Annotated in this window: 13 protein-coding genes; 10 read left to right on the top strand and 3 right to left on the bottom strand. The window is 32.0% G+C overall.

Going from position 1 to position 18600, the window contains the following annotated elements; all coding sequences use genetic code 11:
* Nucleotides 1-89: 89 nt before the first annotated feature.
* Nucleotides 90-2459, bottom strand: a complete 2370-nt coding sequence (locus tag FRY74_RS12365) for a T9SS type A sorting domain-containing protein (RefSeq protein WP_147102063.1) — start codon at nucleotides 2457-2459, stop codon at nucleotides 90-92.
* Nucleotides 2460-2535: 76 nt separating this feature from the next.
* Nucleotides 2536-3540, bottom strand: coding sequence for a T9SS type A sorting domain-containing protein (locus tag FRY74_RS12360; protein ID WP_147102061.1), 1005 nt, complete (start codon nucleotides 3538-3540; stop codon nucleotides 2536-2538).
* Nucleotides 3541-3644: 104 nt separating this feature from the next.
* Here FRY74_RS12360 and uvrC point away from each other — a divergent pair, with 104 nt between their 5' ends.
* Nucleotides 3645-5432 carry an excinuclease ABC subunit UvrC gene (gene uvrC / locus FRY74_RS12355; protein WP_147102059.1) on the top strand — a complete coding sequence of 596 codons (1788 nt, stop codon included), beginning with the start codon at nucleotides 3645-3647 and terminating at the stop codon, nucleotides 5430-5432.
* 102 nt (nucleotides 5433-5534) lie between these two features.
* Here uvrC and FRY74_RS12350 read toward each other — a convergent pair whose 3' ends face one another.
* Nucleotides 5535-8315 (bottom strand): bifunctional aconitate hydratase 2/2-methylisocitrate dehydratase, encoded by a 2781-nt coding sequence (locus tag FRY74_RS12350; protein WP_147102057.1) that lies wholly within the window; start codon nucleotides 8313-8315, stop codon nucleotides 5535-5537.
* A gap of 262 nt (nucleotides 8316-8577) precedes the next feature.
* On the opposite strand from FRY74_RS12350, the gene FRY74_RS12345 reads away from it, so the two are divergent.
* From FRY74_RS12345 to FRY74_RS12305, 9 genes are all read left to right on the top strand, one after another.
* Nucleotides 8578-9483 (top strand): hypothetical protein, encoded by a 906-nt coding sequence (locus FRY74_RS12345; protein ID WP_147102055.1) that lies wholly within the window; start codon nucleotides 8578-8580, stop codon nucleotides 9481-9483.
* A gap of 84 nt (nucleotides 9484-9567) precedes the next feature.
* Nucleotides 9568-11313, top strand: a complete 1746-nt coding sequence (gene aspS, locus FRY74_RS12340) for an aspartate--tRNA ligase (RefSeq protein ID WP_147102053.1) — start codon at nucleotides 9568-9570, stop codon at nucleotides 11311-11313.
* A 39-nt stretch (nucleotides 11314-11352) separates the two neighbouring features.
* A complete protein-coding gene (trhO, locus tag FRY74_RS12335) occupies nucleotides 11353-12399 on the top strand; it encodes an oxygen-dependent tRNA uridine(34) hydroxylase TrhO (protein ID WP_147102051.1) in 1047 nt (348 codons plus the stop codon).
* 80 nt (nucleotides 12400-12479) lie between these two features.
* Nucleotides 12480-13715: a peptidase U32 family protein gene (locus FRY74_RS12330; RefSeq protein WP_147102049.1), complete on the top strand. Its 1236-nt coding sequence runs from the start codon at nucleotides 12480-12482 to the stop codon at nucleotides 13713-13715.
* 10 nt (nucleotides 13716-13725) lie between these two features.
* The gene (locus FRY74_RS12325) at nucleotides 13726-13953 is read left to right on the top strand and encodes a ferredoxin (protein ID WP_147102082.1); all 228 of its coding nucleotides are present in this window, start codon (nucleotides 13726-13728) and stop codon (nucleotides 13951-13953) included.
* A 72-nt stretch (nucleotides 13954-14025) separates the two neighbouring features.
* Nucleotides 14026-14970, top strand: coding sequence for an NAD-dependent epimerase/dehydratase family protein (locus FRY74_RS12320; RefSeq protein WP_147102047.1), 945 nt, complete (start codon nucleotides 14026-14028; stop codon nucleotides 14968-14970).
* Nucleotides 14971-15100: 130 nt separating this feature from the next.
* Nucleotides 15101-15988, top strand: a complete 888-nt coding sequence (locus FRY74_RS12315) for a toxin-antitoxin system YwqK family antitoxin (protein WP_147102045.1) — start codon at nucleotides 15101-15103, stop codon at nucleotides 15986-15988.
* 103 nt (nucleotides 15989-16091) lie between these two features.
* Nucleotides 16092-17567 carry a cysteine--tRNA ligase gene (gene cysS / locus FRY74_RS12310; protein WP_147102043.1) on the top strand — a complete coding sequence of 492 codons (1476 nt, stop codon included), beginning with the start codon at nucleotides 16092-16094 and terminating at the stop codon, nucleotides 17565-17567.
* Nucleotides 17557-18561 (top strand): M28 family peptidase, encoded by a 1005-nt coding sequence (locus FRY74_RS12305; RefSeq protein ID WP_147102041.1) that lies wholly within the window; start codon nucleotides 17557-17559, stop codon nucleotides 18559-18561. The genes cysS and FRY74_RS12305 overlap by 11 nt, the downstream gene beginning before the upstream one ends.
* The last annotated feature ends 39 nt before the right edge of the window (nucleotides 18562-18600 follow it).

Here is an 18600-nt window from a genome sequence, read left to right as displayed (position 1 = left end):
TTATAAAAAATAAAATCTTACGCATTAGATTGTAAATATAAAAAAAAAGCCCCAACAGAAACTGTTGGGGCTTTTATAATATCAATAATTTATTGTTTAATTACCTTCTTAATAATATAATCATTGCCTTGACTAATTCTTACAAAGTAAATACCCTGATTATAATTTGTTAAATCTATTGGATATTTATTAACTCCTGAAGAAGCTTTGTAAACATTATTAAAAATTGTTTCACCAATAACATTTGTTACAACTAAACTAACTTCAACTGCATCACTTGTTTCAACAACTAAATTAACCAACCCTCTTGTTGGGTTAGGAAGTAAGTTATAACTTAAGTTTTGGTTGTTTTTAATATCCACACTTGTAAAAATGTCTTCTAAAACAATATAAACTCCAACTGAATCTACATAAAAATTAAGTGAATCTAAAGCTCCATCTCCAGGATTAATTGTTAGGGTATAAATTGAATCATTTGGTAATCCAGGAATATCAGCTCTAACAATAAATGTAGCATTATTATTTAACCCTGTAAATTCGTAATAACCAGTTGGATCTGTTGTAGTTGAACTAATAGCTCCACCTGGCGATTGTTCAACTGTAATATCTATATCCCCAATTGGATCTCCAGGAGCAAGTTTATTTGTTGGATTGAACCCAAAATACTCATACACATAACCGTTACATGTCCAAGTTCCTGTTTGAGGAACTGCTTGATATAAACCAAAGTCAAAAGACGTAGAGTTATTACTGCAATCAATCATAACAACTTCTGCACTATCCCATTGAGCTTTACTTCCAAAGCTATTATAGTAAGTCTTAATTAAGTCAGGATATTTGGATTGCATTGGCTCAGCCTTTATAATATAATTACCTGCTGGAAGAAAATCAAAACGATAATAACCGAACACATCTGATAAGACTGTATCATATACAGAATATTGACCTGGAGCAGGATCGAATTTATAAAGGGTAACCAAAACACTATCAGCAGGATTAGATCCAACTGGATCCATTATGTATCCATCTACTTTTAATTCGCAACTACAATATTTACTACTTGTATAATCTACAATTGAGTCTGAGATTACTCCTAATGTTCCTGTTACTGGTGTAACATCTAAAACAGTGTCAATTATACTAAATGTTGTATAAGTTAAATTAACAATATCAGAAATTGTAGCCTCTCCTTCAAAACCACAATGAGAACTAATAGAATTATCAGTTTTAATTAAATTAACCCCTCCTTGAGCTCCATTTGGATAATATGACATTAAAAATCCACCATCATTATTCAAAACAACATCTTGAAAAGTTAAATCATTAAATCCATCATCAACAGACTTCCCTTGTATAAAATTACCTTGTAAATCTAACTCGTAAAAAATTCCTCTTTGAATTTCATAATTTTCCTCTTGATAAACAACAATAGTATTGTTCTTAGAAATAAAGGCTTTTTTTGGATTAAAATCAATAAAATCTGCATTATAACCTTTTACCCAATCAACATTACCAGTAGAAATATCTATACTAGCAACTCCAAGATCATTGTAAAAAGTTTTATTATTATAATATCTAAAGGTTATAATTGCAGTTTGATCATCAACAATATTTACAATAATATTTTGAAAAGCACTACCTAAGTCTGCAATACTATCAAAGTGAATAGCATTATTCCAAATTATATCACCATTTTGATCAAGGTTAGCAACAGTTACAAAATGATCCCATGTTTGAGGATCCCCTTTACCCTGACCGCTCATTTTATTATTAATTCCGTTTCCTGCTACAATGTAATTACCATTAGTAGTTTGAGAAATAGAACTAAAAGAGAATTCAGCAGTATCTTTATCTGCATACCATTTACTCCACTCTAAATTTCCTGAAAGGTCAGTTTTATAAATAAAGCCATATGCATTACTTAAACTATTACCATTAAAATCAAAAATTTCTCCAGATAAAACATAACCACCGTCATTAGTTTGAATTACGTTTTTTGTAGTAGTTCTAATTGAATCAATAGAATAGAATTGATTCCAATCTACTTGACCAATATTATTTACATGATAAATAAATGGCTGATCATTATTATTTAAATTCACTCCCGTAGCTTCAGCATATCCAACCATACCATCTGATGCTTCTACAACACCAAAATTGCTTGATAAAAAACCAGGAGAAAAAGGCTCTTGAAAATATAAAATAGTATCCCAAAGCATACCACCTTGAAAGTCTACTTTACTAATATAATGTTTCATTTCATAAGAAGAATCGTCATACAATGCACCTATAAAATATCCATCTGACACACTACTATTTGAATTAGCTAAATGATAGTAACCGTAAAAAACAGGACTTTCTGGCGGCATTAATGAATCTATAAACGTAATGTACTTTTCTTGAGAAAACCCCAGTAATTGACCAATTGCAAAAACTGTAAGAAGTAAACTTTTTTTCATAATGAATATTTTATTGATATAATTTAGCCGTAAAAATAGGTAAAATAAATTTAAATGATAAAATTTTATTCCCCAACTATTTTACCAATAATTTTTGGCTATACATTTGATTTTCAGAACTTGCCGTAACAAGATAAACTCCTGAATTTAATGAATAATCTATTGGAATTGCTGTCAAAACGCCATCTTCAATATTTAGTATTACTTTAGAAAAAAACTCTTGTCCTTTAGCATCCCTCAACACAACAAGTATCTTTTCTTCAAATATATCATCAAAGCTAATCTTAACTTCTTCTCCTCTTCTTACTGGATTTGGGAACAAACTAATGCTTCCATCTTTATAATTTTTCACATACTTAACGGGCACAATATCTGAGTATGAGTAGTTACCATCAAAATCAGTTTGCTTCAAACGATAATAGGACACACCTTTAAAAGGAGAATAATCGGAATCAAAATACTCTATAAAAACATTACTATTTCCTGCACCAGAAACAGCATTTAACACTTCCCAACTTTTAGCATCTTTACTTTTTTCAATTGTAAAAAAATCATTATTTACCTCAGCTGCTGTAATCCACTTTAAATCAACTTTATCATCATTAGTGTTAGCTTCAAAACTTACTAATCTTATTGGCAAAACACCTCCACTAGTATATGTTAGAGGCCCTTCTTTTGCTCCATCAGCAGCAGTCCAAACTTCATTACCTCCTATCTCCAAATAATTAGAACTACCTCCCCCACTTCCTGGATAAATGGTTGCATCAGGTTTAAGTTCGAATGAAGACCCATCAGCAAGCTTTAACTTTACTCCATTCTTAAATTGTACTTGGCCATACACAACTATAGTTATTGGCCCACAACTAACCAAATCTGTTTGTGAATCTATATAAATACTATCAGTTGCAAGTATGGTTATAGTTGTGGGGCAACTTGGATTTGTGGGTGGCGCAGATTCTGGACTACAACTCCAAGAAGAAGCATCGTCCCATTGACCACCTCCTGTACCATTAGAGGTGCAGTCAGAATAAGCGATTTGAAACGATAAAATGACTATTAAAAATGTAAATATTTTACTCATTAATTAACATATACGAAAAAGTAAAACAACAAGTTGCTTTAGTAACAAACAATAAATATATAAATTTCTTTATACAATTTGATTATAATTAATTTTGAAAATTAATGAGTCTGAATAATATCATAAAAAACTTACCCAACAAACCTGGTGTTTATCAGTATTATAATACAGAGGGTATTATTCTTTATGTAGGTAAAGCTAAAAACTTAAAAAAAAGAGTAACCTCTTATTTTACTAAAAACCATGAAAATGGTAAAACAGCTATTTTAGTTCGACAAATTGCTGACATAAAAATAATTGTTGTTGAAACAGAGATTGAAGCCCTACTTTTAGAAAATAACCTCATTAAAAAATATCAACCGAAGTACAACATTTTACTAAAAGATGATAAAACTTACCCATGGATTTGTATTAAAAATGAACGCTTTCCAAGAATTTTCTCTACCAGAAATATAATAAGAGATGGTTCCGAATATTTTGGTCCATATGCATCGGTTAGAATGATGAATACAATCTTGGATTTAATTAGACAACTTTATCCTATTCGAAATTGTAACTACAATTTATCGGAAGAAAATATTGCAAACGAAAAGTTTAAAGTTTGCTTAGAATATCATATTGGAAACTGTAAAGGTCCATGTATCGATGAGCAATCAGAAGATGACTACAACACCTCAATAAACGAAATTAAAAATATCATTAAAGGAAATATTAACAGTGTTACAAAACACCTTAAACCTTTAATGAAAGAATATGCTGACAAACTACAATTTGAAAAAGCGCAACAGATAAAAGAGAAAATTGAAACACTAGAAAATTACCAAAGCAAATCCGTTGTAGTAAGTCCAACAATTAATGATGTAGATGTTTTTTCTATTATTAGTGATGAAAAATATGGCTTCGTAAACTATTTAAAAGTAATAAATGGAGCAATTATTCAAGGGCACACCATTGAATTAAAAAAGAAATTGGATGAAACAGATGACGAATTACTTCAGATAGGAATTGCTGAATTAAGAGTCCGATTTGATAGTGAGTCGAAAGAAGTAATCGTACCTTTTAAACCCGACTTAGCTGATGAAAACATCAAGTTTACTGTACCTCAGCGAGGAGATAAAAAACAATTATTAGACCTCTCTGAGCGAAATGCCAAGTACTTCCGTTTAGAAAGAAACAAACAAAAAGCAAATGTAAATCCTACCAAACATTCTGACAGAATTTTGGAACGAATGCAAAAAGATTTACGAATGCCAGTTAAACCAGTTCATATTGAATGTTTTGACAACTCAAACATTCAAGGAACAAACCCGGTAGCAGCATGTGTGGTATTTAAAGATGCCAAACCTAGCAAACGAGATTATCGCCATTTTAACATAAAAACTGTTGAAGGACCAGATGATTTTGCGAGCATGGAAGAGGTTGTTTACCGAAGATATAAAAGATTGTTAGATGAGGATGAACCCTTACCTCAGCTAATAATAATTGATGGAGGAAAAGGACAATTGAGTTCTGCTTTAAAAAGCTTAGACAAACTAAATTTACGAGGAAAAATTACCATTATTGGTATTGCTAAAAAGCTAGAAGAAATCTATTTTCCTGGTGATTCTATTCCTTTGTATATTGATAAAAAATCGGAATCACTTAAAGTAATCCAATATTTAAGAAACGAAGCGCATCGTTTTGGAATTACTCACCACAGAAACAAAAGAAGTAAAGCTGCTATTACTTCTGAATTAGATAAAATTGAAGGCATAGGTTTTAAAACTGCACAACAATTACTCTGGAAATTTAAATCTGTTGCCCGCATAAAAAAAGCAACTTTAAAAGAATTAGAAACAGCAGTAAACAAGCAAAGAGCAAAAATTGTATTTGATCACTTTAGTAATGATTAAAGAAAATATTGAAGGTTTATTAAACCATTTTCATATTATCATTAAATAAAAAAGCCCAACTCAATGAGTTGGGCTTTTTTATTAGAATTAACTATACTTCAATTATTTTACCAGTTGCTTAGTAGATGGTTTAAACTTAGTTAATACTATTCCGTCTACAGCAGCTTCATATTCTTCCATAGTAGGCGTTCTACCTAAAATTGTTGATAAAACAACAACTGGAGTAGATGACAATAAAGACTCCCCTTTCTTCTCTCCAGAATCTTTAACGACTCTTCCTTGAAATAAACGAGTAGAAGTTGCCATTACAGTATCTCCTGGTTCAGCCTTTTCTTGGTTACCCATACAAAGGTTACAGCCAGGGCGCTCCAAGTACATCATGTTTTCATATTTTGTACGAGCAGATCCTTTTGGCGCATTGTCATCAAACTCAAATCCTGAATATTTTGCCAATACCTCCCAATCGCCTTCAGCTTTTAACTCATCAACAATATTATAAGTTGGAGGAGCTACCACTAATGGTGCTTTAAATTCAACTTTACCTTGTTGCTCTTCAATATTCTTTAGCATTTGAGCTAAAATTTGCATATCTCCTTTGTGTACCATACATGATCCAACAAAACCTAAATCAACTTTTTTAGTTCCCCCATAAAAAGATAAAGGTCTAATAGTGTCGTGTGTATAACGCTTAGAAACATCTTCATTATTTACATCTGGATCTGCAATCATTGGCTCTGCAATTTCATCTAAATCAATTACTACTTCAGCATGATATTTAGCATTAGCATCAGGTCTTAAAGCTGGGTTTTCGCCTGATTTAATTTCAGCAATTCTCTTATTTGCTTTATTAATTAATCCTTGTAAAACTTGCTTATCGTTATCCATGCCTTTATCAATCATTATTTGGATACGACCTTTTGCAATTTCTAATGATTCAATCAGTGTCTCGTCTTCCGAAATACAAATTGAAGCCTTAGCTTTCATCTCTGCAGTCCAATCAGTAAATGTAAATGCTTGGTCAGCCTCAAGTGTTCCAAGATGAACCTCAATAATTCTTCCTTGGAAAACATTTTCTCCACCAAACTGTTTTAACATCTGTTGTTGAGTTGCATGAACCACATCTCTAAAATCCATAAAGCTTCTCATATCTCCTTTAAAAGTAACTTTTACTGATTCAGGTATTGGCATAGTAGCCTCACCTGTTGCTAGTGCTAAAGCAACCGTTCCTGAATCTGCTCCAAAAGCAACTCCTTTAGACATACGTGTATGTGAATCTCCTCCGATGATAACATCCCAATCATCAACTGCTAAATCGTTTAATACCTTGTGAATAACATCTGTCATTGCGTGGTATTTACCTTTAGGGTCACGACCTGTAATCAAACCAAAGTCATTCATAAATTTCATCAACCTTGGAATATTAGCTTTAGACTTATCATCCCAAACCGAAGCAGTATGACATCCAGATTGGTAACCAGCATCAACAATTGGAGAAATAACAGTAGCAGCCATCATTTCTAGTTCTTGAGAAGTCATTAATCCTGTTGTATCTTGCGAACCTACAATATTAACTTCAACACGTACATCAGAACCTGAATGTAGCGTTTTCCCTGGAGTTGTTCCTACAGCATTTTTATTAAATATTTTTTCTACTGCTGTCAATCCTTGACCATCAACAGAAATCTCTTTTGAAGCAGCATAAACTTGAGGCACATCAATTCCTAAAGCTTTACATGCAAATGTTTGTACTTTTTTACCGAAAACAACAGCGTAAGAACCTCCAGCTTTCATAAACTCCATTTTCTGAGGAGTAAATGCAGCAGAAATATCTTTTAATTCTTTATCTCCGTTATAAAGTTTCTTAGTTTTTGTGTTGATTGTTAAAACAGTTCCTGTCTCAACAGAATATTCTTGTTTTAAAACTGGTTCGCCATCTTCATCAACAATAGTTTTCCCATCAGCATCTTTTTGCTTTACCCAGTTTTTAAGGTCTAAACCTATTCCTCCTGTCACACCAACTGTAGTTAAGAAAATTGGTGAAATCCCATTTGTTCCCGCAATTACAGGCGCAATATTTATAAATGGAACATAAGGACTAGCTTTAACACCTGTCCAAAGCGCTACATTATTTACTCCCGACATTCTTGAAGACCCAACCCCCATTGTTCCTTTTTCTGCAATTAACATTACACGTTTATCTGGATGTTTTTCCTTTAATGCCAATAATTCATTTTGCATATCTTTATTATGCTCAAATAAACATTGTCCGTGTAACTCTCTATCAGACCTTGAATGTGCATCACCTCCTGGAGAAAGTAAATCTGTTGAAATATCTCCGACTCCAGCAATATAAGTTACTACATCAATTTTCTCTTCAAGTTCTGGTAATTTTGTAAAGAACTCTGCATTTGCATAACTCTCAATAATATCTTTTGAAATAGGGCATCCTTGCTTATACGCACCCTCTAATCGCTCTAAATCTGCTTCGTATAAAAATACTTGTGTTTTTAACACTTTTGCTGCCTCTTGAGCAATAGCAATATCATTACCATCAATCACTAAGTCTAATAACACCTTAATTGATGGGCCTCCTTTCATATGTGACAACTGCTCAAAAGCAGATGCTGGAGTAATTTCTTCAACAACAGATTCTCCAAGAATAATTTCTTTTAAGAATTTAGCTTTCACTTCTGCAGCACTTGTAGTTCCTGGTAAAACGTTGTAAATAAAAAAGTTTAAAGATTCTGCTCTATATTCATTATTTACATCTTTAATTTGAGCAATAATTTCGCTTAATAATTCAGCAGCATCAACTGGTTTAGGTTGAAGTCCTTGTAGTTTCCGAAATTCAATTTCTTTTAGATAATCTTGATACATATTCATAATAATACGTTTAAGTGATTAATAAATAAATTTAATAAACACAGCTTATTATGGATAAATACTCTTACCAACTTCACATTATCCCAGATAGGATATCCCAACTTGCTGTTTCGAGACACGAAATTAAGAGTTCTTAAACTTTTTCACAAATTTAAAGCTTGTTAAAATTTAGCGCTTTGCTATCAATTTTATCATTTTTATCAAACCAATTCATTTTCAAATCTTTAAACTTATATTTGATTATTAATCAAAAACAATAAACATGAAATATTTTTCAATTATTTTAATTGCAGCAATTGGTTTTGTTAGCTGTAGTAAAGATGACTCTCCCTCTCCAACAGTTACTCCAACTACATCAACTCAAAGCGGGCCTAATTTGATATTTAAACTATATTTTGATTCAACACTCGCTCGATTAGATAATTTAGGTAACCCATCAACAATTCCTACAGGTAATTCAGCACAATCTCCTGTTTTCCATAAAATGAGTGCTCATTACATTGAATTTGCTCCAGATAGCTTAACAGCTTTAGGAAATGGAGAAATTGTTTATCATGGCGCTGAAACATCTATCGGAGGATCTGATGCAGTAGATTTTAGTCAAGCAAGAACAAAAGGTCAAGGAGAAGTGTTCTATACCATTCCTCTTTCTCAAGTATCTGCTGGAACATACAAATGGTTAAGGGTTTCTTTAACTTACCAGAACTACGACATCAAATTTTTAGTTCCTGGATTTGGATTACAAACTGGTAGGCTAGCTTCATTCGTTGGTTTTAATACTTATATTACTAGCTATGTAATAAATTCTGAAAACATAAGTGTAAATGGAAATAAGCTACAAGGATATTGGGGATTTGAAACAAATGTATTAGGCAATACTTATATTAGTGAAGGCCAATCTCTAGGAACAACTGTTCCAAATCCAATTTCAAACACTTCCCCTATTCCTTCAGGAAGCTGTGTTGTAACTGGTAATTTTCCGACTCCATTAACTATTTCGGGAAACGAAACAACAGACATTACCGTTAACATTAATTTATCTACCAATAATAGTTTTGAATGGAGAGACATCAATAATGATGGTTACTTTGAACCATCAGATGGAGTTAATCCTGGAGACACAGTTGTTGACATGGGGCTTAGAGGATTATTCCCAACTTATCAATAAAATAAAATCTAAAATATTATCGGCAAATGCCTGCTAAAATAGCAGGCATTTTTTATTACTTTTGCCCTTCAAAAAATTACTAAAATGTATAGATCGCATACTAACGGAGAGTTAAGAATAGAAGATATCAATAAAGAAGTTACACTTTGTGGATGGGTACAGAAATCAAGAGAAATGGGTGCTATGACCTTTGTTGATTTAAGAGACCGTTATGGAATAACTCAATTAGTATGTGGTGAAGAACTTTTAAAAATAGCTAAAGATTTAGGAAGAGAAGATGTAATTCAAGTTACAGGAAAAGTAATTGAACGTGAAAGTAAAAACAAAAACATCCCAACAGGTGAAATTGAAATAGCTGTTCAGTCTATAACTGTTTTAAACAAAAGTAAAACCCCTCCTTTTACGATTGAGGATAATACTGATGGTGGTGAAGAGTTGCGTATGCAATATCGCTATTTAGATTTAAGAAGAAAACCACTTCAAGAAGCTTTAAAATTAAGACATAAACTATCTATAGAAATTAGAAAATATTTAGATAGCATTAATTTTTTTGAAATTGAGACTCCTTATTTAATCAAATCTACACCTGAAGGAGCTAGAGATTTTGTGGTGCCTAGCAGAATGAATCCTAACCAGTTTTATGCTTTACCTCAATCTCCACAAACATTCAAACAACTTTTAATGGTTAGTGGTTATGACCGTTATTATCAAATAGTTCGTTGTTTTAGAGATGAAGATTTAAGAGCTGATCGTCAACCAGAGTTTACTCAAATTGACTGTGAAATGGCTTTTGTAGATCAGGAAGATATTTTGAACACTTTTGAGGCAATGATGGTTCATTTGTTTCAAATAACAAAAGGTATTGAATTTGATTCATTCCCACGAATGAGCTATGCTGATGCAATGGAAAATTATGGTTGCGACAAACCAGACATTCGATTTGGAATGACATTCAACTATATAAACGAAGTTGTTAAAAATAAAGGTTTCGCAATTTTTGATGACGCAGAAAGTGTTATAGCTATTGTTGCTGAAGATTGCTCAACATATACTCGAAAAGAGTTAGACAAATTAGTTGATTTTGTAAAACGTCCACAAATTGGTGCTAAAGGATTAATCTATGTAAAATGCAATGAAGATGGCACTTTCAAATCATCAGTAGATAAATTTTACAGTGAAGAAGATTTAAAAGCTTGGGCAGACAAGTGTGGTGCTAAAGCTGGTGATTTAATTTTAGTATTAAGTGGTGATAAAACAGCTACTCAAAACCAAATGAACACTTTACGTTTACACTTAGGAAATGAACTAGGATTACGTAACCCTAATATTTATGCTCCGTTATGGGTTTATGATTTCCCTCTTTTAGAATGGGATGAAGAAAGTGGTCGTTATCACGCAATGCACCACCCTTTTACCTCTCCTAAAAAAGAAGATATTGGACTACTAGATACTGACCCAGGAAAAGTAAGAGCTAATGCTTACGATTTAGTATTAAACGGAACTGAGATTGGTGGTGGCTCAATTCGTATTCATGATAGGGCTGTACAATCAAGAATGTTTGATTTATTAGGGTTTAGCAAAGATGAAGCACAAGCACAATTTGGCTTTTTAATGAATGCCTTTGAATATGGTGCTCCTCCTCATGGTGGAATTGCTTTAGGATTTGATAGACTTTGTGCTTTATTCGGTGGCCAAGAAACAATCAGAGATTTTATCGCATTTCCTAAAAACAATAATGGTAGAGATGTGATGATTGATTCTCCTTCTCCAATCAGTAAAGAACAATTAGAAGAATTAAATATTGATATTATAAAAAAAGAGGTAGTTTAAACACCTCTTTTTTACCAAAATGAGCTTTTACAAATAGCTATGAAAACTAAAAAACCTACTTTATTTAATAAATACGGAAGAGAAGAACTAGAAAAGGAAATTCAAAACGAATCGTTTAAAAGAATTACGGTTTCTCTTTATAGGTATGTTGACATAAAAAATCCTCAAATTTTTAGAGATGAACTTTTCACTAAGTGGATTGAGTTAAATGTAAGAGGAAGAATTTATATTGCTCACGAAGGTATAAACGCTCAGTTTTCAGTCCCCGAACCAAACTGGGAAAAATTTACACGCTCATTAGAAGATTACGATTACCTAAAAGATGTCCCTCTTAAAATTGCTGTTGAGGATGATGGAAAGTCATTTTTAAAGTTAACTATTAAAGTTAGAAAGAAGATTTTAGCAGACGGGATGGATGACAATAGTTACGACACATCCAATGTTGGCAAACATTTAACTGCATCTGAATGGAATAAATACATGGACGACCCTAACACTATTGTTGTTGACGTTAGAAATCATTATGAGCATGAAATTGGACATTTTAAAGGTGCCCTTTGTGCAGAATCAGATACATTTAGAGAGGATCTACCTAAAATTAAAGAAAAACTTAAAGGCAATGAAGACAAAAAAATTCTACTTTATTGTACTGGCGGAATTCGTTGCGAAAAAACAAGTGCATTTTTAAGACATGAAGGATTTCAAGATGTAAATCAATTACACGGAGGTATTATTGATTATGCGCGTCAAATAGATAAAGAAGGTCTAGAAAGTAAATTTATTGGGAAAAATTTTGTGTTTGATGAAAGAAGAGGAGAACGAATTTCTGATGATATTATTAGCTCTTGCCACCAATGTGGAGAACCTTGCGATGACCACACTAATTGCGAATATTTAGATTGCAACATGCTTTTCATACAATGTAGCAATTGTAAAGAAGAACATGAAGGATGTTGCTCTGAAGAATGTAAAACAATAATAAAACTACCTATAGAAGAACAGCAAAAAATTAGAGCTGAAAGAGAAAAGAAAGGGCTAATGGGGTACAAAAAGAGTTTAAGACCTAAAAAGATTACCAAAAACTAATCCGTCAGGATTTATCCAAACAAAAATCATATTTACTTTTATTGTTTTCCATTAATTTTGTCTTTTAATTTATTTAATTGATGAATAAAAAAATTGAATTAATGGCTCCTGCTGGAGGCTTTGAAGCCCTTCAAGCAGCTTTAGACAATGGTGCTGACTCTGTTTATTTTGGTGTGGACCAATTAAACATGCGTGCCAGAGCTACTATGAATTTTACTTTAGGTGACTTAGAAGAAATTTCAAAAAGATGTAGTGAAAGAGGTGTTAAAACTTACCTCACTTTAAACACGATTGTTTATGACCACGATCTATCTATCGTAAAAACAGTTGTAAATAGAGTTAAAGAAACAGGCATTACAGCAATTATCGCTTCAGACCAAGCAGTAATTGGCTATGCCCGTTCACAAAATGTTGAAGTACACATCTCTACTCAAGTAAACATAACCAACATTGAAACAGTTAGATTCTATTCTTTGTTTGCTGACGTTATGGTTCTTTCTAGAGAATTAAGTTTACGTCAAATAAAATCAATATGTGAAGGGGTTGAAAAAGATAATATTTGTGGCCCAAATGGTAAACAAGTAGAAATTGAAGTTTTTGGTCATGGAGCATTATGCATGGCTGTTTCTGGAAAGTGCTATTTGAGTTTACACACTCAAAATTCCTCTGCAAATAGAGGGGCATGCAATCAAAACTGTAGAAAACAATATAAAGTTATTGACTTAGAAGACGGACATGAATTAGAAATTGACAACGAATATATTATGTCTCCAAAAGATTTGTGCACAATCAACTTCTTAGATGAATTAATTAATTCTGGCATTTCTGTATTAAAAATTGAAGGACGAGGCCGAGCTCCTGAATACGTTGCAACGGTAATTAAATGCTACAGAGAAGCAATAGATGCAGTACAAGACAACTCTTACTCAGAAGAAAAAGTAGCAGAATGGATGGCAAGGCTTGGAACTGTTTACAACAGAGGTTTCTGGGGTGGTTATTATTTAGGTCAAGAATTAGGCGAATGGACCAATAAATCAGGTTCATCCGCAACACAAAAAAAAGTATATATTGGAAAAGGTGAGCATTATTTTCCTAAACCAAAAATTGGTCAATTTAAATTGGAATCGCATTCTTTGAAAATTGGAGATAAAATATTAGTTACAGGACCAACAACTGGGGCTGTAGAAACAGAAATAACTAGTTTAATGACCGACGACAAACAAGTTGAAGAAGCTTTTAAAGGTCAAGAAATTACTTTTCCAATAGATTATACTATTCGTTCATCTGATAAACTTTATAAACTTGTCGAGGCATAGTCCTAATCAAATAGTAGTAATTTCGCATCTCAGAAAAAGGTGTATTGGATGCAATTATTGTGTTGAATTTGCTCCAGAGAGATGGCGTATGTCTAAAAAAGACGGAAAAGTAACCATGATTGGAGGGGATGAAAAAAAAGGGATATTTACAGTTCGAGTTACTGAAGACGAATATGATAATAATGCAAAAGCAGCACATGCATGCCCTATGAATATTATTCAAATAAAAGTACTCTAACACTGTTAAAAGCTTTTAAATAGAAGTCAGTTATTCTCCCTATTTTATTATTTTTGCTGAAAATATAAAATTATGTCAGAAACCATTTTAGTAATTGGATCATCAGGTCAAATCGGTACAGAATTAGTAGAAGAACTTCGAAATCAATTTGGTAATGATAAAGTAATTGCATCAGACATAAAAGAACCCCAAAATGTTCAAAATGGTCCATTTGAAGTTTTAGACATATTAAACAAAGAACAACTTTTAAAAATTGTTGAAAAACACAATGTAAAAGAAATATACCTTCTTGCTGCTCTTTTATCAGCCACAGCCGAAAAAAATCCTGAATTTGCATGGGAGTTAAATATGAATAGCTTATTCAACGTCCTTAATCTAGCAAAAGATGGTATTATCAAAAAAATATTCTGGCCAAGTTCAATTGCCGTATTTGGACCAACTACTCCAAGAGAAAATACTCCTCAATACACAATAATGGAACCATCTACTGTTTATGGCATTAGTAAACAAGCTGGAGAAAGATGGTGTGAATACTACAACGAAAAATATGGAGTTGATGTTAGAAGCATTCGTTACCCAGGCTTAATTGGATATAAATCGCTTCCAGGAGGAGGAACTACAGATTATGCAGTAGATATTTTTCATCAAGCAATTAAGCATCAAAAATATGAGTGCTTTTTAAACAAAAGCACAAGATTACCAATGATGTATATGGCTGACGCAATTAAAGCTACTATCCAAATTATGCAAGCTCCTTCGGAAAACATTAAAATTCGGTCGAGTTATAACTTAGCTGGAATTAGTTTTAACCCTGAAGATATTTCAAGCGAAATAAAAAAATATATTCCTTCATTTTCTATCTCTTATAAAGAAGATTTTCGACAAAAAATTGCAGATTCATGGCCTCAATCTATTGATGATACTAATTCCAAAAAAGATTGGAATTGGTATCCAGAATATAATTTGGAATCCATGTCTGCAGACATGATAAAAAACTTAAAAAACATTGTAACCTAAAATAGTAAAGCAACGTAATATGTAATTAGTTCGTCTTTATCGAATATATATTACTATTTAGCTAAAACATATAAAACTTTAAAAGTTAATTTTTTATATTTATTTTTGTAAATTCAAGTTACCATTTAGAATGAAAAAATTAATATACATTATAATCCTAATTTTTATTTGCAGTATTAGCACTGCTCAATCTTTCGAGGTGAGTAACGGTGATACCATCAACATGATTGATGAGAACAATTTAAAACAAGGATTTTGGCGAATTTTCGGTAAAATGAAAAAATTACCTGGCTATGAACCTGACCAAGTAGTCGAAGAAGGAAATTATGAAAGCAGTAGAAAGCAAGGTATTTGGAAATTTTTCTTTGCTAATGGTAAAGTAAAAAGTGAAATTGCATATGTAAATAGTAGACCAAATGGTTATTATAAAACATATTACGAAAACGGTCAATTAGAAGAAGAAGGAGCTTGGAAAAACAACAGAAATACTGGTCAATTCAAGCGATTCCATGAAAACGGACAGCTTGCTCAAGCTTTTACTTTTAATGAAACGGGAAAAAGAGATGGTAAGCAAGAATATTACTATGAAAATGGCCAATTAATGATTGAAGGAAATTGGGCTGGGGGAAAAGAAGATGGTGTTATTACAGAATACTTTGAAAATGGAGATATTAAAGCCAAAAAAGCTTTTAATGGAGGTACTATTGACGTAGCAAACACTCAAACTTTCGAACCAAAAAATCCAATTAAAGATACTGAAGCTGAAGAATTAGCTAAAGCTCCGGTTGAAGTTGTTAAAGTATCTTCTGAAGATAAAGTAAATATGGGAATTTTTGATGGTAATGGTGAACACACTATGTATAACCAAAACAAACAAATTTCTAAATCTGGATTTTTCAAAAACTATAGATTAATGGAAGGACAATTATATCTTTATGATGAAAATGGAATTTTATTAAAAATTAAAAAATTCAAATCAGGAAGATATATTGGAGATGCTCCACTTCCTAAAGAATAAAAAAACATTAATAATAAATAAAAACCCAACAAGAAATCTTGTTGGGTTTTTTATTTTGATTAAAATGAAAAATCTATTTTTACAAAATAAATACGTTTAAAACATGTTATCATCAAATCTTCACTTATACAATAGCCTGACAGGAAAAAAAGAAAAATTTACACCTATCAATCCTCCTCACGTTGGAATGTATGTTTGTGGACCTACAGTTTATAGTGATGCTCACTTAGGAAATATCCGTACATTTTTAACTTTTGACATTGTTTATCGATATTTAATTCACTTGGGCTATAATGTTAGATATGTAAGAAATATAACAGATGTAGGACACCTAATTGATGATGCTGATGAAGGAGAAGATAAAATAGAAAAAAGAGCTAGATTGGAAAAAATTGAACCTATGGAGATAGTTCAAAAATATACAAATGGGTTTCATTCTACTACAAATTTATTCAATTTAATTCCGCCTAGTATAGAACCTACTGCAACTGCTCATATTATTGAACAAATAGAAATGATTCAACAAATTATTGACAATGGCTTTGGATATGAAGTTAATGGTTCTGTTTATTTTGATGTAAAAAAATACAGCTCAACTCATAATTACGGAGAACTTTCTGGAAGAAAAATAGATGAACTATTAGAACAAACCAGAGAAAATTTAGAAGGCGGAAATGAAAAACGTTTTTTTGCTGATTTTGCAATATGGAAAAAAGCAAGTAAAGAAACTATAATGAAATGGAATTCTCCATGGGGAATTGGAGTTCCTGGATGGCATTTAGAGTGTTCTGTAATGAGCACCAAATATTTGGGTAAAGAATTTGACATTCATGGCGGAGGTATGGATTTGAAATTTCCTCATCACGAATGTGAAATTGCACAATCTGTTGGAGCAGATGGAATTAACCCAGTAAAATATTGGATGCATGGAAATATGCTTACAGTTAATGGATCGAAAATGAGTAAATCATTAGGAAATTCTTTTCTCCCAATGGAACTTATTACCGGGAAGCACCCTTTATTAGACAAAGGTTATTCTCCAATGACTGTTCGCTTCTTCTTTCTTCAGGCTAACTATAGAAGCACTGTTGATTTTTCAAACGAAGCACTTCAAGCATCTGAAAAAGGATTAAAACGATTAATGATTGCTATTGAAAATCTTGATCGAATAAAAGCTTCAAACAACTCTTCTATAGAGATAGATACTATTATAGCAAATTGTAAAAAAAGTATGGATGATGATTTTAATACTCCAATTACAATTGCAAACATGTTTGATGGCGTAAAAACAATCAATCTGTTAATTGAAGAAAAAGAAACTATTACCAAAAGTGATTTAGAAAAATTAAAAAATCACTTTCACACTTTCGTTTTCGAAATTTTAGGTTTGAAAAATGAAGAAATAAATTCTAATTCAGATATAGCAGATAGTGTTATGGAAGTAGTATTAAATCTAAGAAAAAATGCTAAAGAAAATAAAGATTATGCTACAGCTGATTTTATTAGAGATGAATTAGGAAAAATTAACATCACCATAAAAGACAATCCTGAAGGTTCAATTTGGAATTATGAAAAATAAATTATTAATTATCATCTCGACTTCTATTATTTTATTTGGTTGTGAAGGAGATAAAAAGAAAAAAGAAACAATAGTAGAAACTGAAAAGCCTATTGAAAAAAAACCAATTATTGCTCCTGATTTCAACTCAGATTCAGCATACTTTTATGTTCAACAACAAGTAGATTTTGGCCCACGATTTCCAAATAATGAAGCTCATGGTAAATGTGCTGACTTTTTAAAAGACAAACTATCTAGTTTTGGGTTGAATTCATTTATTCAAACTGGAAAAGCAACTACATTTAATAAAAAAGCAATAACCATAAAAAATATTATTGGAGAATTTAAACCTGAATTAGAACGAAGAATTTTATTATTCGCTCATTGGGATAGTCGTCCTTTTGCAGATCAAGACTCTAAAGATATGACTAAACCTATTTTGGGAGCTAATGATGGAGCTAGTGGTGTTGGAATTTTACTTGAAGTTGCAAGACAATTAACCATACAAAATCCAAATATTGGAGTAGATATTATATTTTTTGATGCAGAAGATTACGGTGAACCATCATCTGGAATGACAACACAATACAATGGTGATTCTTGGTGTTTGGGCTCTCAATATTGGGCTAAAAACCCACATAAACCAAACTATAAAGCTGAATATGGAATCCTATTAGACATGGTTGGTTCAGCAAATGCTAACTTTACTCAAGAGGCAATATCTATGAATTATGCGCCAAATATTGTTAGAAAAGTTTGGGGCAAAGCTTCAGAACTAGGTCACGGAAATCATTTTGTAAGTCAGCAATTTGGTTTTCAAGTTACTGATGATCATAAATACATAAACGAAATCGCTAACATTCCGAGTATAGACATTATTCATTTCGATAGAAACACAGGAAGCTTTCATCATTCTTGGCATACACACAATGATAACATGGATGTAATAGACAAAAACACCCTTAAAGCAGTTGGTGAAACCCTTCTGGGCGTGATTTTAGATGAGAATAAATAATCCAATATTTAAAGTTGTAAGTATTAATATATTATAATA

This window comes from Vicingus serpentipes (assembly GCF_007993035.1).
In the GTDB taxonomy this organism is placed as follows: Bacteria; Bacteroidota; Bacteroidia; order Flavobacteriales_E; family Vicingaceae; genus Vicingus; species Vicingus serpentipes.
The sequence above is the reverse complement of the archived record's forward strand: the minus strand, read 5'-3'. Positions and strand labels throughout refer to the sequence as shown.

Coding starts and splice junctions, on each gene's coding strand:
- aspS (WP_147102053.1), top strand. CDS start 9,568: ATGTATAGATCGCATACTAACGGAGAGTTAAGAATAGAAGATATCAAT.
- FRY74_RS12350 (WP_147102057.1), bottom strand. CDS start 8,315: ATGAATATGTATCAAGATTATCTAAAAGAAATTGAATTTCGGAAACTA.
- FRY74_RS12320 (WP_147102047.1), top strand. CDS start 14,026: ATGTCAGAAACCATTTTAGTAATTGGATCATCAGGTCAAATCGGTACA.
- FRY74_RS12315 (WP_147102045.1), top strand. CDS start 15,101: ATGAAAAAATTAATATACATTATAATCCTAATTTTTATTTGCAGTATT.
- FRY74_RS12360 (WP_147102061.1), bottom strand. CDS start 3,540: ATGAGTAAAATATTTACATTTTTAATAGTCATTTTATCGTTTCAAATC.
- FRY74_RS12330 (WP_147102049.1), top strand. CDS start 12,480: ATGAATAAAAAAATTGAATTAATGGCTCCTGCTGGAGGCTTTGAAGCC.
- cysS (WP_147102043.1), top strand. CDS start 16,092: ATGTTATCATCAAATCTTCACTTATACAATAGCCTGACAGGAAAAAAA.
- trhO (WP_147102051.1), top strand. CDS start 11,353: ATGAAAACTAAAAAACCTACTTTATTTAATAAATACGGAAGAGAAGAA.
- FRY74_RS12345 (WP_147102055.1), top strand. CDS start 8,578: ATGAAATATTTTTCAATTATTTTAATTGCAGCAATTGGTTTTGTTAGC.
- FRY74_RS12365 (WP_147102063.1), bottom strand. CDS start 2,459: ATGAAAAAAAGTTTACTTCTTACAGTTTTTGCAATTGGTCAATTACTG.
- FRY74_RS12305 (WP_147102041.1), top strand. CDS start 17,557: ATGAAAAATAAATTATTAATTATCATCTCGACTTCTATTATTTTATTT.
- uvrC (WP_147102059.1), top strand. CDS start 3,645: ATGAGTCTGAATAATATCATAAAAAACTTACCCAACAAACCTGGTGTT.